The organism is Nocardioides rotundus (assembly GCF_019931675.1).
Lineage (GTDB): Bacteria > Actinomycetota > Actinomycetes > Propionibacteriales > Nocardioidaceae > Nocardioides > Nocardioides rotundus.
Genome location: NZ_CP082922.1, coordinates 3,587,578 through 3,613,453, shown reverse-complemented (window position 1 = coordinate 3,613,453; position 25,876 = coordinate 3,587,578). Strand labels below are relative to the sequence as shown.

Here is a 25,876-nt window from a genome sequence, read left to right as displayed (position 1 = left end):
GGCCGACAAATACGGCGGTCCGCGGCCGCAGCGTGGCCCTGTCGGAGGCGCCGCCTAGGGTCGGGCCTGTGACCGTCCAGCTCCACCTCGCCGCGAGGACCGACCTGCTCGCCGATGCGCTCGGCGAGCTGTTGCGCGTCCCCGGCGAGGACCCGTTCGCCGAGGAGCTGGTGGTGGTCCCGGCCAAGGGCGTGGAGCGCTGGCTCACCCAGCGGCTCGCGCACCGGCTCGGCGTGGGGGCGCGCGGTGGCGACGGGGTGTGCGCGGGCATCCGCTTCGCGAGCCCGCGCTCGCTGGTGTCCCTGCTGCTCGGCACCGACGACGACGATCCCTGGCACCCCGACACCCTGGTGTGGCCGCTGCTGGAGGTCGTCGACGAGTCCATGGACACCCCCGGCTTCGAGGACCTCTCGCGTCATCTGGGCCATGGCGACCCGGCGGACGAGCGGAGTGCGCGTCGCTACTCGGTGGCGCGGCGGCTGGCGGGGCTGTTCGCGTCGTACGCCGTCCAGCGGCCGGGGCTGCTCTCCGCCTGGCGCTCGGGCGTCGCCTCCGACGGGGCCGGCGGCGAGCTGCCCCGCGACCTGGCCTGGCAGCCCGAGCTGTGGCGGCGGCTGGAGGGACGCGTCGCGGCCGACCCGCCCGACCTCCGGCACGAGCGCACGCTGGAGCGGCTGCGGTCCGGCGGCGACGACCTGGTGCTGCCCGGCCGGCTCTCGCTCTTCGGGCACACGCGTCTGCCGGTGACCGAGGCCGAGCTGCTCGGAGCGCTCGGTGAGCTGCGCGACGTCCACCTCTGGCTGCCCCAGGCCTCGACCGACCTGTGGCAGGCGCTGGCGCCGAGCGCCACCGAGGGGCCGGTGCCCCGCCGCGACGACCGGACCGCCGAGCTGGTGGGTCACCCGCTGCTCGCGTCCCTGGGCCGGGACGCCCGGGAGCTGCGGCGCACCCTCGGGGTGACCGGCGCCGAGGAGTCGGTCGTCGGCGCCACTCCCGAGGCGCCGGAGTCGCTGCTGGGGTGGCTGCAGGCCGACCTGCGGGCCGCGGAGGAGCCCTCGGCCGACACCCGTGCTGCCCGGGTGGTGGCGCCGGACGACCGCTCGGTGCAGGTGCATGCCTGTCACGGCGCCGCCCGCCAGGTCGACGTGCTGCGCGAGGTGCTGGTCGGCCTGCTGGAGGACGACCCCACCCTGGAGCCGCGGGACATCCTGGTGATGTGCCCGGACATCGAGTCCTTCGCCCCGCTGGTCTCGGCGGGGTTCGGCCTGGCCGACGTCGCCGGTGACGGCGTGGGCCACCCGGCGCACCGGCTGCGGGTGCGGCTGGCCGACCGCTCGCCCGGCGCGACGAACCCGCTGCTCGGCGTGGCCGCCCACCTGGTGGATCTCGCGGGCGGGCGGATGCGCGCGGGTGATGTGCTCGACCTGGCGGCGTCCGAGCCGGTCCGCCGCCGCTTCGGCTTCGACGACGACGAGATGGAGCGGCTGAGCGCGTGGGTGCAGGCCGCGGCGATCCGCTGGGGGTGGGACGCCGACCACCGTCGCCCGTTCGGCGTCGACCTCCGGGAGAACACCTGGCGCGCGGGGCTGCGTCGGGTGCTTCTGGGTGCCGCGATGTCCGGGCAGGGCCACCGCGACGTCGGCGGCGCGCTGCCGGTCGACGACGTCGGTGACGGCGACCTGGAGCTCGTCGGCCGGTTCGCGGAGTTCCTCGACCGGCTGCACCGGGTGCTCGACGGTGCGGGTGCGGCCTCGACGGTGGCCGACTGGGTGCGGGTCCTCGACGAGGGCGTACGTCGCCTCACCTCGACCGCCCCGGAGGACGCCTGGCAGTCCGCCCAGCTCGAGCGCGAGCTGTCCCGGATCGCCGGCGGCGTCGGCGAGGGCACCACGCCGCTGCGGCATGCCGACGTGCGGGCGATGCTCGCCGACCGGCTGCGCGGCCGGCCGACCCGGGCCAACTTCCGCACCGGCACGCTCACCGTCTGCACGATGGTGCCGATGCGCTCGGTGCCGCACCGCGTGGTGTGCATGGTCGGGCTCGACGACGGCGTCTTCCCACGGCTGGACAGCCTCGACGGCGACGACGTGCTCGCCCGGACCCCGCGCACCGGCGAGCGGGACGTGCGCGCGGAGGACCGTCAGCTCTTCCTCGACGCGATCACCGCGGCCACCGAGACGCTGGTCATCACCTACACCGGCCGCGGCGAGCACACCGGGGCCGAGCGGCCGCCCGCGGTGCCCCTGGGCGAGCTGCTCGACGCGCTGGACCGCACCGCCACGCCGACCGGCCACGAACGGGTCGCCGACCAGGTCGTCGTCGAGCACCCGCTGCAGCCCTTCGACGAGTCCAACCTGGTCGCCGGCGCGCTGGTCGGCGACCGACCCTTCACCTTCGACGACGCCGCGCTCGCGGGCGCCGAGGCGGCGCGACGGCCCCGGTTGGAGGTCCGCGAGCTGGTCCCGTCGCCGCTCGTGGTCCCGACCGAGGGGGGCGAGGTCTCCCTGGCCGACCTGCACGACTTCTTCGCCCACCCGGTGCGCGCGTTCTGCCGCAGCCGGCTGCGGGTCACCACCCCGTGGACGCCGGAGGAGGCCGCCGACGCCATCCCGATCCAGCTCGACGGCCTGCAGAAGTGGGACGTCGGCGACCGGCTGATCCGCGACGTGCTGGCCGGAGCCGACCCGGCCGCGGCGATGACCGCCGAGCAGCTGCGCGGGCTGCTGCCCCCGCGCGAGCTCGGTGTCGGGGTGCTGGAGGACGTCGTCACCGTCGTGCGTCCGCTCGTGACGGCCGCGACCGGCCTGCGCGGCGGCACGCCGCGCACCCTGGACGTCGACATCGACCTCGGCGACCGCCGGGTGACCGGCACGGTCGACGACCTCTTCGGCAACAACCTGGTGAGCGTCAGCTACTCCAGCCTGGCCGCCAAGCACCGGGTCGCCGGCTGGCTCGACGCGCTTGCCCTGGCCACCGGCCACCCGGATGAGAACTGGACGGTGCACACGCTGGGCCGCCACCGGGCCGGCGGCCGGGTCGCCCGGGTCGCGCCGCTGCCCGAGCACGAGGCGCGGGCGTGGCTGCGCGATCTGGTCGACCTCTACGAGCGCGGGCTGCGCGAGCCGATCCCGCTGCCGCTGAAGACCTCGCTGGCCTGGGCCGACGAGTTCCGCCTGACCCGCGCCGGGCGCGAGGGCGACCCCGACGTGCGCGGGGCGAAGGAGTGGACCACCCCCCGGTTCAACGACACCGGCTTCCCGACCGAGGACGCGGACGCCTGGCACGTGCGCGCCTTCGGCGACCGCGCGGCGTACTCCCTCCTCGCCGCCCCGCTGCGCGACGGCGAGCGGTGGAACGACGCCCCGCACCGGCTCGGCCAGTTCGCCTGGCGGCTGTGGGGGCCCGCGCTCGAGGGCCGAGAGGTGGTGCAGGGGCTGTGAGCGACGAGGTCTTCCGGATCAGCGACCCGCTGCCGTCCGGCACCACTCTGCTCGAGGCGAGCGCCGGCACGGGCAAGACGTGGACCATCGCGGCGCTGGTGACGCGGTACGTCGCCGAGGGGGTCGCCACCCTCGACGAGCTGCTGGTCGTCACCTTCACCCGCGCCGCCTCCCAAGAGCTGCGCGAGCGGGTGCGGGCCCAGCTGGTCGAGGCCCAGCGGGCGCTCGCCGAGCCGCCGCCGGAGCCCGAGCGCACCGAGCTGATCCGACACCTGCTCGACGACACCGAGGACGGCGTCCGGCTCAAGCACCGCCGGCTCACCGACGCACTCACCGCCTTCGACGCCGCCACCATCGCGACGATCCACCAGTTCTGCCAGCTGGTGCTCCGCAGCCTCGGGGTGGCCGGCGACACCGACCGGCAGGCCCGGCTGGTGGAGGACCTCGAGCAGCTGACCGACGAGGTGGTCGACGACCTCTACCTCGCCCGCTGGTCGGGCGAGCGCACGCCGCCGTGGACCCGCGCCCAGGCCGGCGAGCTGGCGCGGGCCGTGGTCGACGACCCGCGCGCCCGGGTCGCCCCCCAGGCCGCGCTGGAGGACGCGCCGGAGAGCCAGGTCGCGATGCGGGTCCGGTTCGCCGCCGAGGTGATCGAGGAGATCGACCGGCGCAAGCGCCGGCTGGGCATCCTCAGCTACGACGACCTGCTGGGCCAGCTCGCGGACGCACTGAAGGACCCCGACGCCCCGGCCCGCGCGCGGATGCGCCAGCGGTGGAAGGTCGTCCTCATCGACGAGTTCCAGGACACCGACCCGGTCCAGTGGCAGGTCTTCGAGCGCGCGTTCCACGGCGCGGCGACGCTGATCCTGATCGGCGACCCGAAGCAGGCGATCTACGCCTTCCGCGGCGGGGACGTGGTCACCTACCTCGCGGCCGCGCAGGCGGCGACCCGACGCCAGACGCTGGGCGTCAACTGGCGCTCGGACGCGGCGCTGCTCGACTCCCTGCAGGTGCTCCTGCAGGAGGCGCGGCTCGGCGACGAGCAGATCGTCGTGCGCCCGGTGCAGGCCGACCGGCCCGGCTCCCGGCTGGAGGGGGCGGGGGCTCCGTTCCGGCTGCGGGTGGTGCGCAACGCCGACATCGGCGCCGGCCCGCGAGCGCGGCCGCGGGTGGACCGCTGGCGCGAGCACGTGGTCGCCGATCTCGCCCGGGACGTCAAGCGACTGCTCACCTCCGGGGCGACCCTCGACGGGCGGCCCGTGCGCGCCGGCGACGTGGCGGTGCTGGCGCACCGTCGCGACATGCTGACCGCCGTGCAGGCCGCCCTGGCCGGCGTCGGGGTGCCCGCCGTGGTCAACGCCGGCGGCTCGGTCTTCCACACCCCCGCCGCGCGGGAGTGGGTCACGCTGCTGGAGTCGCTCGAGCAGCCGCACCGCTCGGACCGGGTCCGCGCCGCCGCGCTCACCTCCTTCGTCGGCCTGGACGCGACCGAGCTGGACTCCGGCGGCGACGAGCTCGACGACCGGCTGGCCGACCGGGCGCGCGCCTGGCAGGGCGTCCTGGCCAACCGCGGGGTCGCCGCGGTGCTGGAGTGCGCCGTGGTCGACGGGATGACCGCGCGGGTCCTGGCCCGGGTCGGCGGGGAGCGGATGCTCACCGACCTGCGGCACGTCGGTGAGGCGCTGCACCGGGTCGCCGTCGAGGAGCGGCTGGGCGTCGTGGGCCTGCTCGCGTGGCTGCGCGAGCAGGTGGCCGACGAGAAGGTCGAGGTCGCCTCCGAGCGGACCCGCCGGCTGGACTCCGACGCCGCGGCCGTCCAGCTGGTCACGATCCACGGCGCGAAGGGGCTGCAGTACCCCATCGTCTACCTCCCCTCCCTGTGGGACCGGTTCACCGGACGCGACCCGGAGGTGCCGCTCTTCCACGACGACCTGGGCCAGCGCTGCCGGGACGTCGGCGGCCCCGGCCCGCACCGCCGTGACTCCCTGCGGCGGCACTGGGCCGAGGACGCGGGGGAGTCGCTGCGGCTGCTCTACGTCGCCCTCACCCGGGCGGAGTCCCAGGTGGTCGCGTGGTACGCCCCTGCGGGGAAGAACACCCCGGGGTCGGCGCTGCACCGGATGCTGTGCGGGCGACGGCCGGGCGGATCCGCCGTACCCGACGAGTGGGACCTGGTGCCCGAGGAGCAGCTCGCCTGGATCCTCGGTCAGTGGATGGGGGCCGGCGGGCCGACCCGCGAGGTCGCGGTGCACGAGCCGCCCGGCGACGAGCGGTTGGAGCAGTCCTCCGACGCGCTCGCGGCGCGGCGGTTCACCCGGACGGTGGACACCGACTGGCGCCGTACGTCCTACTCCGCCCTCTCCGCGGCGGCCCACGCGCACGGGCTGACGCCGGACCGGTCGCTGTCGGAGCCGGAGATCGAGCCCGAGGTGGAGGACGCCGCGCTGCTCGAGCTCGACCCGCCGGCCGGGGAGCCGGAGGAGCTGGCGCTGATGGAGGTGCCCTCCCCGATGGCCGACCTGCCGGTGGGGGCGACCTTCGGCTCGCTGGTGCACGCCGTGCTGGAGCACGCCGACCCCGGCGCCGACGACCGGGAGGCGGAGCTGCGGCGGCACCTCGCCGAGCAGCGGGTCTGGTGGCCGGTCGACCTGGACGCCGACGTGCTCGTCGCCGCGCTGCTGGAGGTCTGGGACAGCCCGCTCGGCGAGCTCGCGGGGGAGACGACGCTGGGGGAGATCGCGGTTTCCGACCGGCTGACGGAGCTGAACTTCGAGCTGCCGCTGGCCGGCGGGGACGACGTCCGCTACGCCCGGGCCGCCGACCAGGTCCGGCTGGGGGACCTCGCCCCCTTGCTGCGGCGGCACCTGCCCGCCGGCGACCCGGTGACGACGTACGCCGACACCCTGGACGCCGACCCGGACCTGGCCGCGCAGCCGCTGCGGGGCTACCTCACCGGGAGCATCGATGTCGTGCTGCGCGTGCCGGTCGAGGGTCAGACCCGCTACCTCACCGTCGACTACAAGACCAACCACCTCGGCGAGCCGGACGTGCCGCTGACCGCGCGGGACTACCGACCCTCGGTGCTGGACGAGGCGATGGGGCACTCCGACTATCCGCTCCAGGCGCTGCTCTACACCGTCGTGCTGCACCGCTACCTGCGCTGGCGGCTGCCCGGCTATGACCCCGCGACCCACCTCGGCGGGGTGCTCTACCTCTACCTGCGCGGGATGAGCGGTGCGGACACGCCCCGGGTCGACGGCCGGCCCTGCGGGGTCTTCTCCTGGCGGCCGCCCGTGGAGCTGGTGGAGGAGCTGTCCGACCTGCTCGACGGCGTCCGGAGGGGGGCGACATGAGCGAGCTGTGGGAGCCCGCCGACACCTTCGACGCCCGGTTGGCGCTGAGCGTGGACGGCCGGCTGCACACGGCGAACGAGGCCGGGGTGCTGACCAGCGCCGACGTGCACGTCGCCCGCACCCTGGCGCAGCTGACGGGGGAGACCGACGAGGACGTGCTCCTGGCCGCGGCGCTCACCGTGCGGGCGGTGCGAGCCGGGTCGGTGTGCCTGGACCTCGCCACCGTCGGCGACATCCCGCTCCCGGAGGGCGCGGAGATCGCGTGGCCGGAGACGGCGGACTGGGCCGCCGCGGTCGCCGACAGTCGGCTGGTGGCGGCGGGCGTGCTGCGCTGGGAGCACGACCTGCTCTACCTCGACCGCTACCACGAGCAGGAGAGCCAGGTGCTCGACGACCTCGTGGAGCGCACCCGCTCGCAGCCGGCGTACGACGACGCGCGGATCACCGCCGCTCTCGATCGGATCCTCGCCGCCCCCGGCTTCGCCGAGCAGGCCGAGGCGTGCGCCCGCGCCGCGCGGCAGTGGACCACCGTGCTCACCGGCGGCCCCGGCACGGGCAAGACCACCGCGGTGGCGGCCCTGCTGGCGACCCTGCGCGATGCGCAGCCCGACGGGGCGCCGCTCCGGGTCGCGCTGACCGCGCCCACCGGCAAGGCCTCGGCCCGGTTGCGGGAGTCGGTGCGGGACGCCGCCGCGCCGCCGCGACCGGATGCGGTCGCCCCCGAGTTCAGCGACGACGAGCGCGCCTGGCTCTCCGGGCTCGAGGCGATGACGCTGCACCGTCTGCTGCGGCGCGACCCCGGCAACACCACCCGCTTCCGCCACCACCGCGGCAACCGGCTGCCGCACGACGTGGTCGTCGTCGACGAGACCTCGATGGTCTCGCTGACCATGATGGCCCGGCTACTGGAGGCGGTGCGGCCCGACTGCCGGCTGGTGCTCGTGGGCGACCCCGACCAGCTCGCCTCGGTCGAGGCGGGCGCGGTGCTCGGCGACCTGGTCGAGGGGTACTCCGGCCGTGACGACTCGCCGGTCGCCGCGCTCAGCACCACCCACCGCTTCGGCGAGCACATCGGCGCGCTGGCCACCGCGCTGCGCGACGGCGACGCCGACGCCGCCCTGGCCGTGCTGGCGGCCGGGCACGACGAGGTCGTCTGGGTCCGGGAGGAGGACCCCTCGGTCGTGGTGCGGAACGCGACCCTGCCCGCGGCCCTGGCCGTCCGCTCCGCGGCGGAGCGCGGCGATGCCGAGGGCGCGCTGGCCGCGTTGGACCGACACCGGCTGCTGTGCGCCCACCGCGACGGCCCGTTCGGTGTCCGTCACTGGAACCGCCGCGTCGAGTCCTGGCTGGCCGCCGAGACCGGTGACCCGCTCTACGAGCGCTACTACCTGGGCCGCCCGCTGCTGGTGACCGCCAACGACTACGCCCTCGGCGTGCTCAACGGCGACACCGGCGTGGTCGTGGCGGCTTCCGGCTCCGGTGTCGACGGGGTCGGTCGGGTCGCGATGCGCGACACTGACGGGCTCCGGTTCCTCGCTCCCTCCCGGCTCGGCGAGGTCGACACGATGCACGCGATGACGATCCACAAGAGCCAGGGCAGCCAGGTCGACGAGGTCACCGTGCTCCTGCCCGATGAGGAGTCGCGGTTGCTGACCCGCGAGCTCTTCTACACCGCGGTCACCCGGGCCCGGCACCGGGTGCGCGTCGTCGGTGCCGAGTCCGCCGTACGTGCCGCTGTCGAGCGTCAGGCCCGCCGCGCCTCCGGCCTCGCCGCCCGCCTGCGCGGCTGAGCCGCCGTACTCCCTCTGCGGTGGCCTCAGGTGGTCTCGACAAGCTCGACCACCGAACCGGGTGCCGGCCGGCCCGGGACGTCATACGTTCCGAGGGAGCGGTTCCCCTGTCGTGTCCGGGGACATCGGTGACACATATGTCTCAGGACATCGGTGACACTAGCGGTCTTGGGGTTGGTAGCGGCGGTTGTAGTCGAGGGTGAGGCTGCGGAGGAGCTCGTCGCCGGTGAAGATGGCAACGAAGGCGCCGGTGCGGAAGACGGTGACTGGCTTTCCGGCGTGTTTTCTTCCGAGGCCGATGAGGCGTCCGTCGAGGCCGACGGAGCCGGTGGCGCTGACCAGCTGTCGGGTCAGGATGGTGGTCGCCGGGGGTAGGTCGGGGACGGTGGCGAATGGGCCGAGGTCGAAGCGTTGGTGTGGGGTGAGCTTGGCGAGCACCTTGTTGCGGCGGTTGTTGTAGCCATCGCGGTACTCGTCGAGTAGTGCTTGGAATTCGGCGATGCTGCTGACTAAGGGACGCCGTTTGAGCCACTTTTGGACCCGCTGGTGGGCTCGCTCGTTCTTGCCGCAGGTTTGGGGGTGAGAGACCCGGGAGGTGATCGCGTGCACCCCGAGGTCGGTCAGGTTGCGCTCGAAGACACTGATCCACCCGCGTCGTTTGCCCGAGAACGCCGACCCGTTGTCGCTGAGCAGCTGGACGGGCAACCCGTAGCGTTCCACCGCCAGGCAGAAGGTCGCCCAGATGTCGCTGCCGTTCTCCGACACCGCTGCCTGCAGGGCCAAGTCCGTGCGCGAGCAGTCGTCGGTCAACTGCAGCACCGTGACCGTCTCGCCGGTGGCAAGCTGGTACTCAAACCCGTCGAACTGCCACAGCGCGTTGACCTCGCTGCGCTCGAAGCGCCGGGAGCCACGACGTGGCTTGCGTTGAGGAACCTTGACCAACTGGCCCCGCTGGTCGAAGACCCGATTGACCGTGGACCGAGCCGGCAACGGACGGTCGGCGGGCCAAGAGGAGGTCCCGGCCTCGATCTGTTCCTCCAACCGCATCAACACCGCGTCCGCGCCGTAGTCCCACCCCGCCTCGGCCTCGTGCTTACGGATCGCGATCAACACATCCTCAAGCGCGGCGGGGAGTCTTGTCGGTGAGCGCCGCGGGCGACGCGAGTCGGGGTAGAACCCCTCCACGCCACGGGCCCTGAACCGCTTCACATAGTCGTAGAACATCTTGCGGCTGATCCCCAGCTCGCGACAGATCCTCGACACGTTCTGCTTCGGACCCGGCGCGACGTGAGCAGCAACCGCTGCCGCCACCGCAGCATCCACGGCAACCCCATCTCTGGCCATCCCTGATAGTGACGACCAACCTCAGGTGTTACCGATGTCCCCGGACTTCAACTGTTACCGATGTGCTCGGACTTCACAGAGGGAGCGGTTCCCCGGAACGCATGACGTTGTCGCGGGTCGGCGGACGGGGGAGACGGCGGCCGCCGGTCAGGCCGTCGTCGCCGCGGGCTCGTCCAGCAGCGGAGCCCGCTCCGGGTCGCCGACCATGAACGGCCGGGCCGGCACCTTCCCCGCCGTCTCGCCCGTTGCCCCCTGAGCGCGCGGCAGACTCCCCGTCAGCGCCCTGGAGGGTGCACCATGACCCCATGAGCGAGCGCACCCTGGACGAGACGCGGCGGCTCGGCGTCGAGACCACCGGCATCGAGATCATCGACGAGGCGGACCGGACGGCGAAGCCGGCCGACCTCTTCTGGCCGTGGTTCGCGGCCAACGTGTCGGTGTTCGGGATGAGCTACGCCGGGTTCATCCTGCAGTTCGGCGTCTCCTTCGCCCAGGGCGTGCTGGTCGCGGTCGTGGGCATCGTGGTCTCGTTCCTGCTGTGCGGCGCGGTCGCGGTCGCCGGCAAGCGCGGCTCGGCGCCGACGATGATCCTGTCCCGTGCGCCGTTCGGCGTGACCGGGCAGAAGGTGCCCGGGGTGATCTCCTGGCTGGTCAGCATCGGCTGGGAGACGTTCCTGGCGATCATGGCCGTGCTGGCGACGGCGACCGTCTTCGAGCGGCTCGGCTGGTCGTCGGGTACGACGACCAAGGTGATCGCGACCGTCGTCGTGGCCGCGCTCATCGTGGCCGCGAGCGTGGCGGGCTACCACCTGATCATGCGGCTGCAGTCCTACCTGACCTGGATCACCGGGGTGGTGACGATCCTCTACATCGCCCTCACCCTGGACGAGATCCACTGGTCCGCCGTACAAGCCCTGCCGAGCGGCTCCACCCAGCAGGTGATCGGCGCGCTGGTGATGGTGATGACCGGCTTCGGCCTCGGCTGGATCAACATCGCTGCGGACTGGTCGCGCTACCAGCGCCGCGACGCCTCCAGCGGCGCGATCGTCTTCTGGAACACCTTCGGCGGCGCGCTCGCGCCCGTGATGCTGGTGCTCTTCGGGCTGGCTCTCGCGGGCTCGTCCCCGGCGATCCTGGAGGGGGTCGCCTACGACCCGATCGGCACGCTCGCGACGCTGCTGCCGACCTGGTTCCTCGTGCCGTTCCTGATCGCGGCGATCCTCGCGCTGGTCAGCGGTGCGGTGCTCGGCATCTACTCCTCCGGGCTCACGCTGCTCAGCCTCGGGGTGCGGATCCCGCGGCCGGCCGCGGCGTTCGTCGACGGCGTGATCCTGACCCTCGGCACGATCTACGTGGTGTTCTTCGCGACCAGCTTTCTCAACCCGTTCCAGAGCTTCCTCATCACCTTGGGCGTCCCGCTGGCCGGGTGGGCGGGGACCTTCATCGCCGACCTGATGATGCGCCGGCGCGACTACGACGAGGCCGCACTCTTCGACGCCGGCGGTCGGTACGGCGCCTTCGACTGGATCTCGCTGGCCACCCTGGCGGTCGCGTCGGTCGTCGGCTGGGGGCTGGTGATCAACATGTTCGCCGACGACGCGTCGTGGAACAACTGGCAGGGCTACCTGCTCGGCCCGCTCGGCCTCGGCGGCCGGGACGGGGCGTGGGCCTACGCCAACCTGGGCGTGCTGGTCGCGCTGGTGATCGGGTTCGTCGTGACCCTGGTGGCCCGCAGGGCCGTCGTACGTCGCCAGGAGGGCGCCGCGGCCTGACTCCGCGCCGCCCGGATACGGTGCGGCCATGAGCGCGATCGACGGAGTCTCCGAGATCTTCGACCCGGCGGACTGGGACGTGGTGCCCGGCTTCGAGGGCCTGACCGACCTGACCTACCACCGCGCGAAGGCGCACGGGACCGTGCGGGTCGCCTTCGACCGGCCGGACGTGCTCAACGCGTTCCGGCCGCACACCGTCGACGAGCTGCTGACCGTGCTCGAGCACGCGCGCACCTCCGCCGACGTCGGCTGCGTGCTGCTGACCGGCAACGGGCCGAGCCCGAAGAACGGGAAGTGGGCCTTCTGCACCGGCGGCGACCAGCGCATTCGGGGGCGTGCGGGGTATCAGTACGAGACCGAGCACGGCAGCGACTCCGGCGCCGAGCCGAGCCCGATCGACAAGGCCCGGCTGGGGCGGCTGCACATCCTTGAGGTGCAGCGGCTGATCCGCTTCATGCCGAAGGTGGTGATCTGCCTGGTCGACGGGTGGGCCGCCGGTGGTGGGCACTCGCTGCACGTGGTCTGCGACCTGACGCTGGCCAGTCGGGAGCACGCGCGCTTCAAGCAGACCGACGCGGACGTGGGCTCCTTCGACGGCGGCTTCGGGTCGGCCTACCTCGCTCGGCAGGTCGGGCAGAAGTTCGCCCGGGAGATCTTCTTCCTGGGGGAGGCCTACGACGCCGAGACGATGCACCGGATGGGCGCGGTCAACCGGGTCGTCGACCACGCGGAGCTGGAGAAGGTCGGCCTGGAGTGGGGCCGGCTGATCAACGGCAAGAGCCCCACGGCGCAGCGGATGCTGAAGTATTCCTTCAACCTGGTCGACGACGGGCTGGTCGGGCAGCAGGTCTTCGCCGGCGAGACCACGCGGTTGGCCTACATGACCGACGAGGCAGCCGAGGGGCGCGACCAGTTCCTGGAGAAGCGGGAGCCCGACTGGTCGCCGTTCCCCTGGTACTACTGACCTGGCGCGTTTGCGCAGGTACGAGGCCTGTTGGCGCCTCGTGCGTGGCAGATGTGTGGCAAGATCGCACGTCGCGACGTGGCCGTGTGCACAATCGCTGATGTGAAGGATGCTCTCGAGCCTCTGCGAGTCACCTACGACGCAGAGGCCAATGCCGCGTACATCTACTTCGTTCCGGAGATCGAGGCCGGCGGCATCGCGCGCACGGTTCCGCTCGGTGGAGGCGAGCACCCGTGGATGGTCAACACTGACGTCGGCGCAGACGGCCAGATTCTGGGTCCAGAGGTTCTGGACGCTCATTGCCTCCTGCCCGCCGCACTCATCGGGACGTAGGCGGGTCGCCGTGTCCGCGGCACTCCACCTCGCGGGCGCTGCATCGCTGGAGAGGGGTCACGCGGTCGGCATGCACAACAGGCGCTCCACTCCGTCGGCGAAGTCTTCTAGCGTTGTGAAACTTGAGTAGTCGCGGCGATAGGTAGCCCATTGCGCCTCGAAGCGGTTCGACTTCTCCAGTAGTGGCGCTGTCAGGTCCTGGTGGGAAGCGAAGGCGAAGTAGCTGTGCGTGTCCGGGAATCTGTCTCGCGTCACGCTCAGGTCCGCGAACACGTCCCTGTCGTCTAACACCTCGCTGAGCATCGGAGTCTGAACCGTATTGAGGCGCGATCCGAGGCTTTGAGAGTCACCCCCAGCGACACCGAAGAGCGAGATCTCGGACGTTGCGTCGAAGCCACCGGCGAGCTCCAGCTGCGTGAGGTCGCCGAACGTAGCGAGATCGACGAGACCAGCGAGACGCCGGTGGTCGTACTCCCATTCGGTGGGAGGAGGATTGATATGGACGGCAGAGCGCGCCCGAATGAACCGGATGTTCGCTTCGGTGAACGTGCTCTTCTCCAGGTCGACCTCGTACTCCCAAGGGATGAGGGTCGCTTTCGTCCGATCAACTCCCAGGTTCCGGGCGGCGTCATCTCGGTAATAGGCCGGAAGACCGACCCTGTTGGTTCCCGCGGTCATGACCCAAGCCAGTGCCCGCCATACGGCGAGCCACTCGCCTTCGCCGTTGTTGATTCCGAACCGAAGGAAAGGGTTGAGCCTCGGATCGTCACCGTAGCCGAGTTCCCACAGCCCGGACCACAGCGGTTCCACGATGTCCATGTCCGACGCATGCATGACGTGCCAGTTCAACCCGTCGGCGCGAAAGTGCTCGAACTCGAACAAGACACCCATGGGCGACAGCGTAGGGAGGGGAGGCGCTCATCCGGCAAGATGATTGTCGTGCGCGTTGAGGGCGACCAGATGTGGATCCTGTTGAGGTCGCTCGACGACCCAGACCACCTCGAGTGGCCGGCTGACTATGACCATGCCGCGAAAAGGCGGCTCTTCGACGATCTGGTCGATCGTTTGGACGCGGAGTTCTCCTGCCGGTGCGAGGCAGACCGTCATGTCGAGGACGCGAGCCTGCACGCGCGGCTCGACATCCCCGCGGCCGCTACAGATTCGGGTGAGCGGCTTGTCATCAGTGTCAGCAACTTCGGTCGGCTCGCCACGGTCTCGGTGACCAATCCTGGCGTGTGGTCCGAGGCTGAGTTCGAGGAGCTTCTCGCACCCGGTGACGCATCGCGCATCTACACGGTGCTGGACGCACTTGGCTTTCACGTGGTTCCCGAGGAGCCGCTGTGGAGTGACTACGACGGCCCGAGCGCACTGCCTGGCATCGATGCCCGCTACCGCCCAACTTGGTGGACCCGCTTCTTCGACTACCTCTGAGTGTTGTCTGTCTTCCCGGCCTCGATGAAATGTTGAGAACTTTGGCCGCCATCGCTCCCGAGGCTGCGCGAGTCTTATCCTCTGCCGTCGGCCAGAGGTGCGCGTAGGTGCTGAGCGTGGTGGTGGCCGGCGCGAAGGACTGTGGAAATCGGTAGGGATGGGCGCCGGGCGTGAGCGAGAATGCCCGCATGGAGACGGTCACGCTATGGCGCCCGACAGGTCCCAAGGAGCTTGCGCTCGTTGAGGAGTCGGGCTGGCGCGCGTGGCCGCCACGACTCCCGGATCAGCCGATCTTCTATCCGGTCCTGAACGAGGACTACGCCGTCCGGATCGCCCGCGACTGGAACGTCAAGGCGAGTGGTGTCGGCTACGTGACGCGCTTCGAGGTCGAGAAGGACTTCCTCGACCAGTACGACGTCCAGCAGGCCGGTGGCCAGACGATCCTCGAATACTGGATCCCAGCCGAAGACCTCGATGAGCTCAACCGGCACATCGTCGGCCGGATCGAAGTCGTGCGCGAGTTCCGATGGCCGACTACGACGTGACACCCGAACAAGCGGCACACGGGCGGGTCGTCCCGGACTGTGACCTGCCGATGGTCGCCGCGCAGTGGTTGGTCGATGGCTACGACTCGCCACTTCTGCGCGAGATGGCGTCGCTGACATCACGGCAGGCCCTTGAAGGCGAGGTGCGGCTCACCGACGTCCTGGCCGAGCTCGGCCATCCGATCCGGGAAGTTGATTCTCCTTACGAGCAGTTGCCTTGGCGCGGCCAATGGGAAGGCATCTGGTGGGCCGTCGATCGGATGGATCGGACCCACCGGCCATATGCGTCGGCGCAGTACGTTCTCGAGATCATCGGCGACTACGAAGGTCTGTGGGAGCCCGGCGGCGGCGAGGCCTTGATGGCGATGCTCCGGGCCTGGGACGGGAACCCTGATCTGCGGCCCGCGATCGACGAGAAGTTCCGGGCACATCTCCGCGGACTTCGCGAAGACGACGTGCCTCCGCTGATCAAGTAGCAGGGCGTGCTCTGCGGCGCAGTCGATCACGCCACCTCGGCCTGCGCACCACGGCGCTTTGGGTCGCGGCTTGGGCGGGCGGTTCGAGCCAGTCGAGCCGAGTCACGGGGCGACCAGCGAGGAAGTCGTGCGCTGCTTTGCGTGTGACCTCGTGGAGGTAAGGAAGGTCCTGACCGGAGTACTCCCAGTCGTCGTAGATGTCGTTGAGGATCACGAACGGCTGTAGGTCGTCCTCGCCCTCGTGCCCAATCACCTGGTGAGCCCAGGTCGAGAGCTCGCGCAGCGTCACTTTGCCGTCCAGGAAGAGTTCGAGTCGGGCCTTGAGCCCCGCCCGGTCAGTGCTGGCGCCGAGCAGGTCACCGATCTCAAGTTCGTCGAGTGCAGCGGTAACAGCAGGCTCGACCTCGTAGATCGAATCGCCCGGCGACACGCCAGCGAGTTGCCGGAGCGCAGGAGTGTCGTATCCGAGCACCAGCAGATCGGCCGCAGCGTCGCTGAGGTGACCCGCACTGTCCTGGGGACTGCTGCGCCAGAGCCCAAGGGGCGACCTGAAGTACGCTCGTGCAACTGCGCCCTGCGCGCCTGATCTTCAGTCGAAGTGGCGAAGTTCCAAGGACTGCCGACCAAGGGAGCGCCGTTGAGTACGACGTAGATCTGCCCGAGAAGATGCAGCACCTGGTGCGCGTCGACGTTCCGCCATCGTCTGCTTCGTCAGAGCACGCGTTTCAGCCCGTGCCCAGTCGAGACTCTGTTGCAGGGCGGTCAGGTCGAACGACGTGAGACTTGGGCCAGGCGCGAGCACGCGCGCGACGTCGACGGCGAGCTTGGCTTCGGGGTGGTCGACGAAGTCCTCCAGCGGATGGCGTTGTAGCCACCACCTCAAGGCGCGCGTTGCTGCCCCCCGCTCGTCTCCATGCCACCGCGCTGGCGAACGCGGGGTGACCTCGTCGGGCCGAGGTGATCTTGAGCCCCGCATCTTCTGCAGACGGCGAAGGGTCGAATAGCGCTGATCGAGTTCCAGGTGCAGGTTGCGTTCCCGCTCGAGTAGGTCGATCGCCGGGGCCAGGAACTCGGCGCTCTCGCGTGGCGTGCCGAGCTTGGCTTCCAAGTAGTGCCACGACGGGTGGAATCCAACCGGCTGCGCCCACTCCAGACAATGGGCGAGTGCCCGAAGGCGCTGGCCGTGCGGCAGCGTCTCGTCACGCACCCGCCTCGCTTCGCGCCCGAACCTCATGACGGCCATCTACGGCCGAGGGTCGAGAAAGGTGATCGGATTGCAGCGAGGCCGGCGCCAATCTCGGTCGCAGGCGCCGGCGCTGTTGAGTGAGGATGGGCCGCATGGAATGGGACGACGCCACCCGGGAGCGGCTTGGAGTCGCGCTCAACGAGTCCGACGTCGTCGGAGTTCGGCTCGACCCCGCCGGTGCGTTCGTCGACGTACTGCTGCACGTGATCGCGCTTCCAGAGCTTGGCCCGCTCGTGAAGGACGGTCGCCGGATCATGCGGCTCATGCGGCCTGCCGAACTGCGGTTCCTTCTGCGGCGGGATCCGGTCGGCGAGCAGTCGGCGACCCAGCCGGCCATCCCGCTGGCTGACGAGGAAGCCGTCGAGAATTTCTTCGACTCGCTCGCCTGGGGCGGTTCGATTTACGGCTGGCGCTTCTTTGATGAGCCGGGACTGACCAGTGACTGGCCTGCGGATCCGAGTCTCCGAATCTCGGTTCGAACCGAGGGTGGACCGCACTCGTTCTACTGGTTCAACGAATGCGGCGTCGAGAGGGACGGTAAGAGCGAGGCCTTCTGCATCGAGGGCACGATCACCTTCGACGACCTCGCGGTGTTCGATGCCGAGGAGCGAGAAATCCCCATCGAGACGTTCATCGCTGACGGCGTTCGCCAATGGGACGCGCTCTACGCGCACGATGAGCGCCTCAGTGTGGACGCTCAGAGGGAATCACAGCACCGCGCCCCGAAGTGGAGGAAGTGGGCGGAGGGGGCGGAATCGGCCGTGGGCCCGGTGTGAGTCGGTGTCACAACACTACCGTTTTCGGTATAGTTGTGACATCGCCACCGAGACGAAGTACCGGGACATCGTGCGCGAGATCGCGCTCGATCAGTACGGCTACGTCACCACGAGGCAGGCGGCCGAGGCAGGAGTCCCGGCCGCCGAGCTACCCAAGCTTGCCGCTCGTGGCGGTCTGGAGAACGTCGCCTACGGGCTCTATCGGGTGCCGGATGCGCCTGCCGGCGCGTTCGACCAGTTCGCCGAGGCGCTCCTGCGTGCCGGTGAGGGTTCGTACCTCCACGGAGATTCGGTGCTCGCGTTGTTCGGGCTCGCCGATGTGAACCCTCGACGGATCAGGGTGGCCGTCCGCAAGCGCACGCGACCGAAGCTGCCGCCGTTCATGGAGTTGACGCTGGCGAAGGGCGATGTCGTGACGACGCAGTACCAGGGTCTGGAGTCGCAACGTGTTGCGGACGCGATCCTCGAGTGTCGCGGACGCATCGAGCGGAGCCGCCTGGTGGATGCTGCCGAGGAAGCGCGAAGGGAAGGACTGATGACCACCAAGGAGTGGCGGCGGGTCAGGAAGGAACTCCGATCGTGAGCTACGCCGGTGTGCCGAACAGCGTCCGGTCGCTCGAACAGCGCATCCGCAACCTCGAGGGCAGCGAGGAGCTCGCCATTCGGCGACGGGTCAGCATGGCGCTCGTCGTGGTCGGCCAGATGCTTCCCGAGGGAGCCATCAAGGGCGGCAGCGCGATGGCGCTCCGCTACGGCCGAGGCACTCGGTTCACCCAGGATCTCGACGCTGCCCGCGTGCAGCAGCTGGCTCGGTTCCGCAGCGACTTCGAAGATTCGCTAGCCGTCGGTTGGGCCGGCTTCACCGGCAGGCTGATCGAGAAGGCTGCGCCCCGGCCGACCGGTGTGCCAACGGCGTACGTCATGCAGCCGTTCGACGTGAAGCTCGACTACCGCGGCCGACCATGGTGCACCGTGAAGTTCGAGCTCGGCCACAACGAGATCGGCGATGCGGAGGAGCCGGAGTACCAGCTCGCCGACGGCTTGACCCAGCTCTTCACCGAGGTGGGTCTCGAAGCGCCGAAGCCGGTGCCGGTGATGCGGGTCGAACACCAGGTCGCCCAGAAGCTGCATGCGGTCTCGGAGCCTGGCAGCGAGCGAGTGCGCGACCTCGTCGACCTCCAGCTGCTCGAGAAGGGCGAGGACCTCGACCTTGCTCAGGTCCACGCGACCTGCGTCCGGCTCTTCGAGTACCGGCGCCAACAGGCGTGGCCGCCGACGATCGAGGTCGCCGATGGTTGGGGCGACTTGTACGAAGCGGCCATCGAGGACGTCGATGTGCTGCCCAACATCGAGGCCGCTGTCGACTGGGCCAACGAGCTCGTCAGGAGGATCGCCGATGTCTGATGGTCGGGCTACGGTCGATGGCATGGACGAAGCAGAAGAGGAGTTCCTGCGGCTTGCGATGGCCTTGCCCCCGCGCGAACGCTGGAACCTCGGCATGCGCCTCCTGGAGTCCCTGGAGGTCAAGGACGCCGGCTCGCCCCAGGCGGTCGACGAGCCGCGTCCGAGTGAGTCGAAGTAGGCCGTGGTGGGCATTGGGCGCCGGAGGGCCAAGCGTGATCGCGTGCAGGTCACTCGCATGCTCGTGCAAGGTGACGCCGACACTCCGTTCACAGTGATGGTTGAGCCGGAGGCGATGTCGTACGACTTCCCTCCACAGGAGCGGGTTCTGCTGACGTTCCGCGGGCCAGTCGCGGACGCTCAGTTCGAGGTCGTACACGGTCCGGACTACCTCACGATCTGGCGACCGGCCGACACCGAGGTCTGGGCGACGCTCGCCGACGGCACCCACGAGCAGATCGGCGGTTGGGCGCACATCCCAGCGCCCTGGCTCGACAGTGCGCATCCCGACATGGGACCGCCGCCGTGGGAGCGGTCCTGACGATGGCTCGATGGGTGGCAAGAACGTGGCAGGAGAGTCGTCAGAGCCCGTCGACCACCAATGCCGTCAATCACGTTTCCGCAGGTCAACCGCATAGTGCCGTTCATCGACCACCAACACCCGCTGAGCGTGCCGCGCTTCCTCTGGTACTACTGATCCGGCGCGTTTGTGCGATGCAGAGCGGCAGTTCCTGGATCTCGATGACGGGAGCGGCTGATGCCTGGATCGTGTGGGTTTGGGGCCATCAGATGACTCCGAACCCACACGGTCGCCGGGTGGCTCCGACCGGCTGAGCCCACGGCAGACAATGGGCGAGCTCTCGCAGGCGCTGGCCTGCGGGAGCGTCGCGCTCAACGAGTCCGACGCCGTCGGCGTACCTAGCGCGCCGACATGCTCGAGCTTGTCGCCGGATGGAGATGGGCCCCGGGTCGTCCGCGCTCCTGAGCTCTGTCCCAGGCGACGGCTAGCCCCCGTTCCCACGTGAACCGAGGACCGATTGGTTCCCGCGGAACCCGGCAGCCCACGGCCAGCGACCCCGGTCGTCGGCGTACACCAGTTGCACGGCTCGGATCGCGGGACCGTACATGCCCTCGGCCATCACGAGGTGAACCGTCGGCTCGGCCACCCCGACGACCTCGATAGCCGGCCAGTCGGGCCAGTCGAGACGATCACCCGGAACCAAGGCAGGCGCGTGGTGGTAGGCCTGATGGTGGGCCACGTCGTTCAGGAGCCGCACCTGAGCGTCGTACCGCATCCCCGTGACCAGCAGCTCCGGGTGACCGAACAGGGTGAGCCCGACCGTGTAGGCGAAACCGGGCCGCCAGCGCTCCTTCTCGACGCCCTGCACGAACCAGCCGTAGGCGTCGATCTTCTCCTGGATCAGCGCGAAGTAGTCCGCATCGGTCGCGTCGGGGTTGTCGCATCTCCAGCACATCACGTGCTCCTTCCCTCGTGAGATGCGGCCAGCCTGCTCGGGGGCGCCGACAGTTCGGGACGGCTTTCCACAGCTACCACCCCCGCCCCTGGTAGTAAGGAAGCCATGCGGCGCGTTCTCCTCACCCTCCTGGTGGCGGCGCTGCTGGTCGGCTGCGGCGACGAGCGTTTGAGTACGACGGAGCTGCAGGACGACGTCGCGGCCAAGCTCGCCCGCGACGACCCGAGCACCGGCAAGCTCGCGGTGCTCTGCGACGGCGGGCTTCCCGCCCGGGTGGGCGCCCGTCAGGACTGCCGCGTCCAGCACGACGGCCAGGAGGTCGGGTTGCGGGTGCGCGCGGTCGCGACCGAGCCGCTGCGCCTGACCGCCGTACCCTTCCTCACCCCGGACGCGCTGGCCGCGGAGATCACCCGGATCCTGAAGGCGGAGGGGCGGAAGGTCGAGTCGGTACGATGCCCGGACGAGTTGGTGGGACGGCCGCAGGCGCACGTGTCATGCACGGCCCGGATCAAGGGCCACGACCATGACATCGACGCCAAGGTCACGGGGGTGGACGGCCTGCTGATCGACTTCACCTTCGAGGAGGTCTGATGCGGATCGTGGTGCTGACGGGGGCGGGCATCTCGGCCGAGAGCGGGGTGCCGACCTTCCGCGACGCCGACGGGCTGTGGGAGGGGCACGACCCGCTCGAGGTCGCGACGCCCGAGGCGTTCGCCGCCGACCCGGGCCTGGTGCAGCGCTTCTACGACGCGCGGCGAGCCGCGCTGGCGACCGTGGGGCCCAACCCGGCGCATCGCGCGCTGGCCGACCTGGAGGCGGTCCCGGGCGTCGAGCTCACCGTGATCACCCAGAACATCGACGACCTGCACGAGCGCGCCGGCTCGACCGACGTCGTGCACATGCACGGCGAGCTGCGCTCGGCGCTGTGCCTCTCGTGTGGCACCCGTAGCCATTGGGAGGGCGACCTGGTCGACGTTCCCGCCTGCCCGTCGTGCGGCCGCGCGGATCTGCGCCCCGACGTCGTCTGGTTCGGCGAGATCCCCTATCGGATGGACGAGATCGAGGACCGTCTCGCCGACGCCGACCTGTTCGTCTCGATCGGCACGTCCTCGGTGGTCTATCCCGCCGCCGGGTTCGTCCGAGTCGCGCGGATGTACGGCGCGCGCACGCTCGAGCTCAACCTCGACCCCTCCGCCGAGGCCCGGGTCTTCGACGAGACCCGGCAGGGCCCGGCCACCCGGCTGGTGCCCGAGTGGGTCGCCTCGCTGGTCGGGCGGCCCGCGACCTAGGCGACTAGAGCAGGCGGTCGGGGGCCAGCAGAGCGCCGCCGTGCGCCGGCAGCCGCAGCTCGCCGTCGGCCAGGTCCGCCCCGGAGGCGGTGGTCGCGGCGACGCCGTACCCCTCCATCGCGGGGAAGGTGGCCGGCTCGACCCCGAGGTTGAGCAGGATCAGTACGGCGTCCGACCCGGTCCCGCGCCGGATCCGCAGGGTGCGGGCGCGCTCGTCCCGCTCGACCGAGGTCGAGGAGAAGCGCGGGTCGGTGAGCGCGGGGAGGGTACGGCGCAGCTCGATCAGCCGGGTGTGGAGCGCGAGCAGCCCGGCGCCGGCGCCGGCGGGCTCCGACCAGTCCAGCTTCGAGCGGCGGAACGTCTCCGGGTCCTGCGGGTCGGGGACCTCGTCGAGGTTCCAGCCCATCCGGGCGAACTCCTGCGTCCGGCCCTCGGACACCGCCCGCCCGAGCTCCTCCTCCGGATGGGAGGTGAAGAACGCGAACGGCGTGCGGGCGCCCCACTCCTCGCCCTGGAAGAGCATCGGCGTGAACGGCGCGGTGAGCAGCAGCAGCGCCGCGCAGCCCAGCTGGTCCTCGTCGAGCGTCTCGGTGAGCCGGTCCCCGCGCGCGCGGTTGCCGACCTGGTCGTGGTTCTGCGCGGCCACCACCAGCCGCCACGCGGGCATCCGCTCGGTGTCGATCGGCACGCCGTGCTGCCGGCCGCGGAAGGAGGACCACGTGCCGTCGTGGAAGAAGCCCCGCTCCAGCACCTTCACCAGCGCGCTCAACGGCTCGAAGTCGGCGTAGTAGCCCGCCGTCTCCCCGGTCAGCGCCACGTGCACCGCATGGTGGAAGTCGTCGCTCCACTGGCCCGTCATCCCGAGCCCGCCGGCCTCGCGCGGCGTGATCATCGTGGGGTCGTTGAGGTCGGATTCCGCGACCAGGCTCAGCGGTCGCCGCAGGTGCGTCGACAGCGCGTCCACCTCGGTCGCCATCTCGGCGAGCAGGTGGGTGGCCGAGTCGTCCTTGAGCGCGTGCACGGCGTCCAGGCGCAGCGCGTCGACGTGGAAGTCCGCGAACCACATCCGCACGTTGTCCAGGATCAGCCGGCGCACCTCTGCGGAGCCCTCGCCGTCCAGGTTGACCTGGTCGCCCCAGTCCGTGGCGCCGTCGGTGAGGTAGGGGCCGAACCTCGGCAGGTAGTTCCCCGACGGGCCCAGGTGGTTGTAGACGACGTCCTGCACCACGCCGATTCCGCGGGCGTGGCAGGCGTCGACGAACCGTTGATAGGCCGCGGGGCCGCCGTACTCCTCATGGACGGCGAACCAGGCGACGCCGTCGTACCCCCAACCGTGAGGGCCGTTGAAGGCGTTGACCGGCATCACCTCGACCAGGTCGACCCCGAGGTCGGCGAGGTGGTCCAGCCGGTCGATTGCCGAGTCCAGGGTGCCCTCGGGGGTGAACGTGCCGACGTGCAGCTCGTAGATGACGGCGCCGGCGACCTGCCGCCCGGTCCACCCGGCATCTCCCCACGTGTGCGCGGTCGGGTCGAACGTGCGCGACCGGCCGTGCACGCCGTCGGGCTGCCGGCGCGAGCGCGGGTCGGGCAGCGGCGTCTCACCGTCGTCGATGACGTATCCGTAGTCCACCTCCCCGTCGATCGGCGCCCCACCGGACCGGTCAGGAGTCCACCACCCGTCGTCGTGGCGCCGCATCTCGACCATGGCATCGCCCACCGACAGTCGTACCCGCTCGGCCCGCGGCGCCCACACGTCGAAGCGCCCCCGCACGACCGGAGCGTCCTCGTCGTCCTCGCGCAGCAACAGCGCGACGGGCAGATCGGCCAGCAGCTCCGCCAGCGGTACGGCGCCTCCGGCGACCTCCCGCCCGGTGACCGCCTCGCGCCAGCGCCCGGCCGGCAGGTCGAGGGTGGTCGCGCCCCAGCCACCGCGCTCGCGGAGGCCGTGGGGGAGCCGGGTCACGACGGTGACCGCGCCGCCCCGGTCGAAGGCCAGCGCGTGCTCGGCCGCCTCTCCGTCCACGGTGACGGGCGAGTAGGACGTGAACAGCTCCGGCCGGTCCCGTCGCGCGGTGAGGCCGGCGCGCGTCACAAGCATCTTCGCGGCCCCGTCTCCGTCCAGGGAGACAAGCGCCGACTCGGGGGGAACTGGCGCCGACTCGGCGTCAACAAGCGCCGACTGGGCGTCAACAAGCGCCGACTGGGCGTCAACAAGCGCCGACTCGGCAGAAGGGTTGGAGGAGAGGGAGGAGAGGAGGGCGGCGCGGGCGGGGAAGTCGACGGGGCGGCGGTTGTCGGGGTCGACCAGCGACTGCTCCCACAGCTCCGAGCCCTGGTAGACGTCCGGGACGCCGGGGAGGGTGATCGCCAGCAGCTTGGCGGCCAGCGCGTTGGAGGCGGCGGCCGGGGCGAGGTCGGCCGCGAGCTCGCCGATCACCCGCCCGGCGGGGCCGTCGAAGGCGGAGGAGACAGCCGCCTGCACCGCGTCCTCATAGGCGGAGTCCACCTCGGTCCAGGTGGTGTGGTCGCCGGCCTCGCGCATCGCCTTCTCGGCATACCCCTGCAGCCGGGACTCCAGGTCGGGGTCCGCGGACCAGGCGCCGAGCACGGCCTGCCAGAGCAGGTTGCCGAAGCCGCGGTCGGGCACGGGGGAGGCATCGAGGAGCGCGGTGAGCGCCGTACGCCACCGCTCCGGCACCTCCGAGAGGACGGTGATCCGCGCCCGGGTGTCCTCGCCGCGCTTGGTGTCGTGGGTGGTCAGCGCGGTCATCGCGGCCGGCCAGGTCGCCTGCCGCTCGCCCATCAACCGGTGGAAGTCTGCGGGGGAGAGCGCGAAGAGCGACGGGTCGCCGCCGACCTCGTTGAGCGAGGTGAGCCGGCTCCAGCGGTAGAACGACCGGTCCTCCACGCCCTTGGCCATCACCATCCCCGACGTCTGCTGGAAACGCAGCGTCGGAGCGAAGGAGGCGTCGGCCAGCACCGGGTGCAGCAGGTCGAGGGTGTCGGCCAGATCGGGCCGCCGCTCGCGGGCGGAGGCGAAGGCCTGCTCGGTGTGCTCGAGTCCCTCGGGCAGGTAGGAGCGATAGACCGGGAAGCAGGCGAGCAGCTCGGCCACCGCGTCGTCCAGGTCGCCCGGCGCCTCGCCCGACGGGCCGGCCACCGCCGGCAGCCCCCGCAGCTCGCGGACGATCCGCAGCACCTCGGCGCGCAGGATGGTGTCGGCGACGTCCCGCTTGGCGTCGTGCACCATCGCGTGCCAGTCCACCGGCTCGCCGCGCAGCTCGTCCTCCAGCGCGGTCAGCCCCGCCTCGCCCGCGGGGTCGGTGAGCACCCGGTCGATCAGCGCGAGGGCGTCGTACCCCGTCGTCCCCGCCGTCGCCCACGACGTCGGCAGCTCCTCGCCGGGCTCCAGGATCTTCTCGACCAGGACGTAGGCACCGTCGGTCAGCTCAGCCAGGTCGTCGAGGTACCCCGCCGGGTCGCGCAGCCCGTCGGGGTGGTCGACCCGCAGCCCGTCGACCTCGCCGTCGGCGAACCAGCGGCCGATCACCCGGTGCGTCCGGTCGAACCACTCCCGTTCCTCGACCCGCACCGCCGCCAGAGTGTTGATCGCGAAGAACCGGCGGTAGTTGAGGCCGGCGTCGGCCTGCCGCCACCCGACGAGCTCGTAGTGCTGCCGCGCGTGCACCTCCTGCGGGTCCGGCTCCTCGCCCAGCCCGTCCAGGCTGCCGGGCGCCAGCGGGTAGGCGTTGTCGTGGTAGCGCAGCTGGCCCGCCTCGACCCGCAGGTTTGCGATCGGCCCGCCCGGCTCGGCCTGGTCGTCGTCGCCCACGACGGGGATCCTCAGCCGCCCACCGCCGGCGGCCCAGTCGATGTCGAAGGCGGAGGAGTACGGCGACTCCCGCCCGTGCTGCAGCACGTGCCACCACCACGGGTTCGCGGCGGGGTCGGCGACGCCCACGTGGTTGGGGACGATGTCGACCAGCACGCCCATCCCCAGCCGCCGGGCCTCGGCCGACAGCGCGGAGAGCCCCGCCGCGCCGCCCCGGGCGGGGTCGATCCGCGAGTGGTCGGCGACGTCGTACCCGTGGTCGCTGTCCGGCTCGGCGGCCAGCAGCGGCGACAGGTAGACCCAGTCCACGCCCAGATCGTGCAGGTAGGGCAGCGTGCGCGCGGCCTCGAAGAGGTCGAACTCCTCGGTGATCTGCAGCCGGTAGGTGCTGGTCGGGGTCCTCATCGCT

22 protein-coding genes are annotated in these 25,876 nt (G+C 71.1%); 16 read left to right on the top strand and 6 right to left on the bottom strand.

The genetic code is table 11. The features are described 5' to 3' along the window. Positions 1–68: 68 nt before the first annotated feature. Genes recC through recD form a run of 3 tightly spaced genes read left to right on the top strand, consistent with a single transcriptional unit; the run spans position 69 to position 8,583 of the window. Positions 69–3,440 (top strand): exodeoxyribonuclease V subunit gamma, encoded by a 3,372-nt coding sequence (gene recC / locus K8W59_RS17805; RefSeq protein WP_223396292.1) that lies wholly within the window; start codon positions 69–71, stop codon positions 3,438–3,440. Beyond that, entirely contained in the window at positions 3,437–6,793 is a 3,357-nt protein-coding gene (locus K8W59_RS17800) for a UvrD-helicase domain-containing protein (RefSeq protein ID WP_223396291.1), read from the top strand. The genes recC and K8W59_RS17800 overlap by 4 nt, the downstream gene beginning before the upstream one ends. Further along, complete coding sequence (gene recD, locus K8W59_RS17795; protein ID WP_223396290.1) at positions 6,790–8,583, top strand: exodeoxyribonuclease V subunit alpha; 1,794 nt, start codon at positions 6,790–6,792, stop codon at positions 8,581–8,583. Before K8W59_RS17800 ends, recD begins: the two co-directional genes overlap by 4 nt. A gap of 159 nt (positions 8,584–8,742) precedes the next feature. Here recD and K8W59_RS17790 read toward each other — a convergent pair whose 3' ends face one another. Further along, the gene (locus K8W59_RS17790; protein WP_223393481.1) at positions 8,743–9,927 is read right to left on the bottom strand and encodes a helix-turn-helix domain-containing protein; all 1,185 of its coding nucleotides are present in this window, start codon (positions 9,925–9,927) and stop codon (positions 8,743–8,745) included. Between the two features lie 305 nt (positions 9,928–10,232). Here K8W59_RS17790 and K8W59_RS17785 point away from each other — a divergent pair, with 305 nt between their 5' ends. The 3 genes from K8W59_RS17785 (at position 10,233) to K8W59_RS17775 (ending at position 12,996) form a co-directional block, all read left to right on the top strand. After that, the gene (locus tag K8W59_RS17785; RefSeq protein WP_223396289.1) at positions 10,233–11,699 is read left to right on the top strand and encodes a purine-cytosine permease family protein; all 1,467 of its coding nucleotides are present in this window, start codon (positions 10,233–10,235) and stop codon (positions 11,697–11,699) included. 28 nt (positions 11,700–11,727) lie between these two features. After that, positions 11,728–12,663 carry a 1,4-dihydroxy-2-naphthoyl-CoA synthase gene (locus K8W59_RS17780; RefSeq protein WP_223396288.1) on the top strand — a complete coding sequence of 312 codons (936 nt, stop codon included), beginning with the start codon at positions 11,728–11,730 and terminating at the stop codon, positions 12,661–12,663. A gap of 102 nt (positions 12,664–12,765) precedes the next feature. Next, positions 12,766–12,996, top strand: coding sequence for a DUF2283 domain-containing protein (locus K8W59_RS17775; protein WP_223396287.1), 231 nt, complete (start codon positions 12,766–12,768; stop codon positions 12,994–12,996). 57 nt (positions 12,997–13,053) lie between these two features. Here the strand turns inward: K8W59_RS17775 and K8W59_RS17770 are convergent, their stop codons facing one another. Continuing rightward, a complete protein-coding gene (locus K8W59_RS17770) occupies positions 13,054–13,887 on the bottom strand; it encodes a hypothetical protein (RefSeq protein ID WP_223396286.1) in 834 nt (277 codons plus the stop codon). Between the two features lie 48 nt (positions 13,888–13,935). Between K8W59_RS17770 and K8W59_RS17765 the strand changes: the two genes are divergently transcribed. The 3 genes from K8W59_RS17765 to K8W59_RS17755 all read left to right on the top strand — a co-directional run bounded on the left by K8W59_RS17765 (position 13,936) and on the right by K8W59_RS17755 (position 15,448). After that, the gene (locus K8W59_RS17765; RefSeq protein ID WP_223396285.1) at positions 13,936–14,427 is read left to right on the top strand and encodes a hypothetical protein; all 492 of its coding nucleotides are present in this window, start codon (positions 13,936–13,938) and stop codon (positions 14,425–14,427) included. A 188-nt stretch (positions 14,428–14,615) separates the two neighbouring features. Continuing rightward, positions 14,616–14,972, top strand: coding sequence for a hypothetical protein (locus K8W59_RS17760; protein WP_223396284.1), 357 nt, complete (start codon positions 14,616–14,618; stop codon positions 14,970–14,972). Next, entirely contained in the window at positions 14,954–15,448 is a 495-nt protein-coding gene (locus K8W59_RS17755; protein ID WP_223396283.1) for a hypothetical protein, read from the top strand. The genes K8W59_RS17760 and K8W59_RS17755 overlap by 19 nt, the downstream gene beginning before the upstream one ends. On the opposite strand, the gene K8W59_RS17750 is transcribed toward K8W59_RS17755, so the two are convergent. Beyond that, complete coding sequence (locus tag K8W59_RS17750) at positions 15,441–15,920, bottom strand: hypothetical protein (RefSeq protein ID WP_223396282.1); 480 nt, start codon at positions 15,918–15,920, stop codon at positions 15,441–15,443. The genes K8W59_RS17755 and K8W59_RS17750 overlap by 8 nt on opposite strands. Positions 15,921–16,037: 117 nt before the next feature. Next, positions 16,038–16,655: a hypothetical protein gene (locus K8W59_RS17745; RefSeq protein WP_223396281.1), complete on the bottom strand. Its 618-nt coding sequence runs from the start codon at positions 16,653–16,655 to the stop codon at positions 16,038–16,040. 131 nt (positions 16,656–16,786) lie between these two features. On the opposite strand from K8W59_RS17745, the gene K8W59_RS17740 reads away from it, so the two are divergent. The 5 genes from K8W59_RS17740 (at position 16,787) to K8W59_RS17720 (ending at position 19,412) form a co-directional block, all read left to right on the top strand. Beyond that, complete coding sequence (locus tag K8W59_RS17740) at positions 16,787–17,470, top strand: hypothetical protein (protein ID WP_223396280.1); 684 nt, start codon at positions 16,787–16,789, stop codon at positions 17,468–17,470. Between the two features lie 70 nt (positions 17,471–17,540). Continuing rightward, positions 17,541–18,053 carry a type IV toxin-antitoxin system AbiEi family antitoxin domain-containing protein gene (locus K8W59_RS17735; protein WP_223396279.1) on the top strand — a complete coding sequence of 171 codons (513 nt, stop codon included), beginning with the start codon at positions 17,541–17,543 and terminating at the stop codon, positions 18,051–18,053. Beyond that, positions 18,050–18,874 (top strand): nucleotidyl transferase AbiEii/AbiGii toxin family protein, encoded by an 825-nt coding sequence (locus K8W59_RS17730; RefSeq protein WP_223396278.1) that lies wholly within the window; start codon positions 18,050–18,052, stop codon positions 18,872–18,874. The genes K8W59_RS17735 and K8W59_RS17730 overlap by 4 nt, the downstream gene beginning before the upstream one ends. Positions 18,875–18,896: 22 nt before the next feature. Next, positions 18,897–19,052 carry a hypothetical protein gene (locus K8W59_RS17725; protein ID WP_223396277.1) on the top strand — a complete coding sequence of 52 codons (156 nt, stop codon included), beginning with the start codon at positions 18,897–18,899 and terminating at the stop codon, positions 19,050–19,052. A 96-nt stretch (positions 19,053–19,148) separates the two neighbouring features. Next, positions 19,149–19,412 carry a hypothetical protein gene (locus K8W59_RS17720; protein ID WP_223396276.1) on the top strand — a complete coding sequence of 88 codons (264 nt, stop codon included), beginning with the start codon at positions 19,149–19,151 and terminating at the stop codon, positions 19,410–19,412. Positions 19,413–19,875: 463 nt separating this feature from the next. On the opposite strand, the gene K8W59_RS17715 is transcribed toward K8W59_RS17720, so the two are convergent. Beyond that, on the bottom strand, positions 19,876–20,346 hold the full coding sequence (locus K8W59_RS17715) for a DUF4262 domain-containing protein (RefSeq protein ID WP_223396275.1): 471 nt from the start codon (positions 20,344–20,346) through the stop codon (positions 19,876–19,878). Between the two features lie 105 nt (positions 20,347–20,451). Between K8W59_RS17715 and K8W59_RS17710 the strand changes: the two genes are divergently transcribed. Beyond that, positions 20,452–20,937, top strand: a complete 486-nt coding sequence (locus K8W59_RS17710) for a DUF4333 domain-containing protein (protein ID WP_223396274.1) — start codon at positions 20,452–20,454, stop codon at positions 20,935–20,937. Continuing rightward, entirely contained in the window at positions 20,937–21,635 is a 699-nt protein-coding gene (locus K8W59_RS17705; RefSeq protein WP_223396273.1) for an NAD-dependent deacylase, read from the top strand. Before K8W59_RS17710 ends, K8W59_RS17705 begins: the two co-directional genes overlap by 1 nt. 4 nt (positions 21,636–21,639) lie before the next feature. Here K8W59_RS17705 and treY read toward each other — a convergent pair whose 3' ends face one another. After that, on the bottom strand, positions 21,640–25,872 hold the full coding sequence (gene treY, locus K8W59_RS17700) for a malto-oligosyltrehalose synthase (protein WP_223396272.1): 4,233 nt from the start codon (positions 25,870–25,872) through the stop codon (positions 21,640–21,642). Positions 25,873–25,876: the final 4 nt, after the last annotated feature.

Excerpts from the sequence above, each read along its gene's own strand:
- recD (WP_223396290.1), top strand. The coding sequence starts at position 6,790 with ATGAGCGAGCTGTGGGAGCCCGCCGACACCTTCGACGCCCGGTTGGCG.
- K8W59_RS17790 (WP_223393481.1), bottom strand. The coding sequence starts at position 9,927 with ATGGCCAGAGATGGGGTTGCCGTGGATGCTGCGGTGGCGGCAGCGGTT.
- K8W59_RS17785 (WP_223396289.1), top strand. The coding sequence starts at position 10,233 with ATGAGCGAGCGCACCCTGGACGAGACGCGGCGGCTCGGCGTCGAGACC.
- K8W59_RS17780 (WP_223396288.1), top strand. The coding sequence starts at position 11,728 with ATGAGCGCGATCGACGGAGTCTCCGAGATCTTCGACCCGGCGGACTGG.
- K8W59_RS17770 (WP_223396286.1), bottom strand. The coding sequence starts at position 13,887 with ATGGGTGTCTTGTTCGAGTTCGAGCACTTTCGCGCCGACGGGTTGAAC.
- K8W59_RS17760 (WP_223396284.1), top strand. The coding sequence starts at position 14,616 with ATGGAGACGGTCACGCTATGGCGCCCGACAGGTCCCAAGGAGCTTGCG.
- K8W59_RS17755 (WP_223396283.1), top strand. The coding sequence starts at position 14,954 with ATGGCCGACTACGACGTGACACCCGAACAAGCGGCACACGGGCGGGTC.
- K8W59_RS17740 (WP_223396280.1), top strand. The coding sequence starts at position 16,787 with ATGGAATGGGACGACGCCACCCGGGAGCGGCTTGGAGTCGCGCTCAAC.
- K8W59_RS17725 (WP_223396277.1), top strand. The coding sequence starts at position 18,897 with ATGGACGAAGCAGAAGAGGAGTTCCTGCGGCTTGCGATGGCCTTGCCC.
- K8W59_RS17720 (WP_223396276.1), top strand. The coding sequence starts at position 19,149 with ATGGTTGAGCCGGAGGCGATGTCGTACGACTTCCCTCCACAGGAGCGG.
- K8W59_RS17715 (WP_223396275.1), bottom strand. The coding sequence starts at position 20,346 with ATGTGCTGGAGATGCGACAACCCCGACGCGACCGATGCGGACTACTTC.
- K8W59_RS17710 (WP_223396274.1), top strand. The coding sequence starts at position 20,452 with ATGCGGCGCGTTCTCCTCACCCTCCTGGTGGCGGCGCTGCTGGTCGGC.
- K8W59_RS17705 (WP_223396273.1), top strand. The coding sequence starts at position 20,937 with ATGCGGATCGTGGTGCTGACGGGGGCGGGCATCTCGGCCGAGAGCGGG.
- treY (WP_223396272.1), bottom strand. The coding sequence starts at position 25,872 with ATGAGGACCCCGACCAGCACCTACCGGCTGCAGATCACCGAGGAGTTC.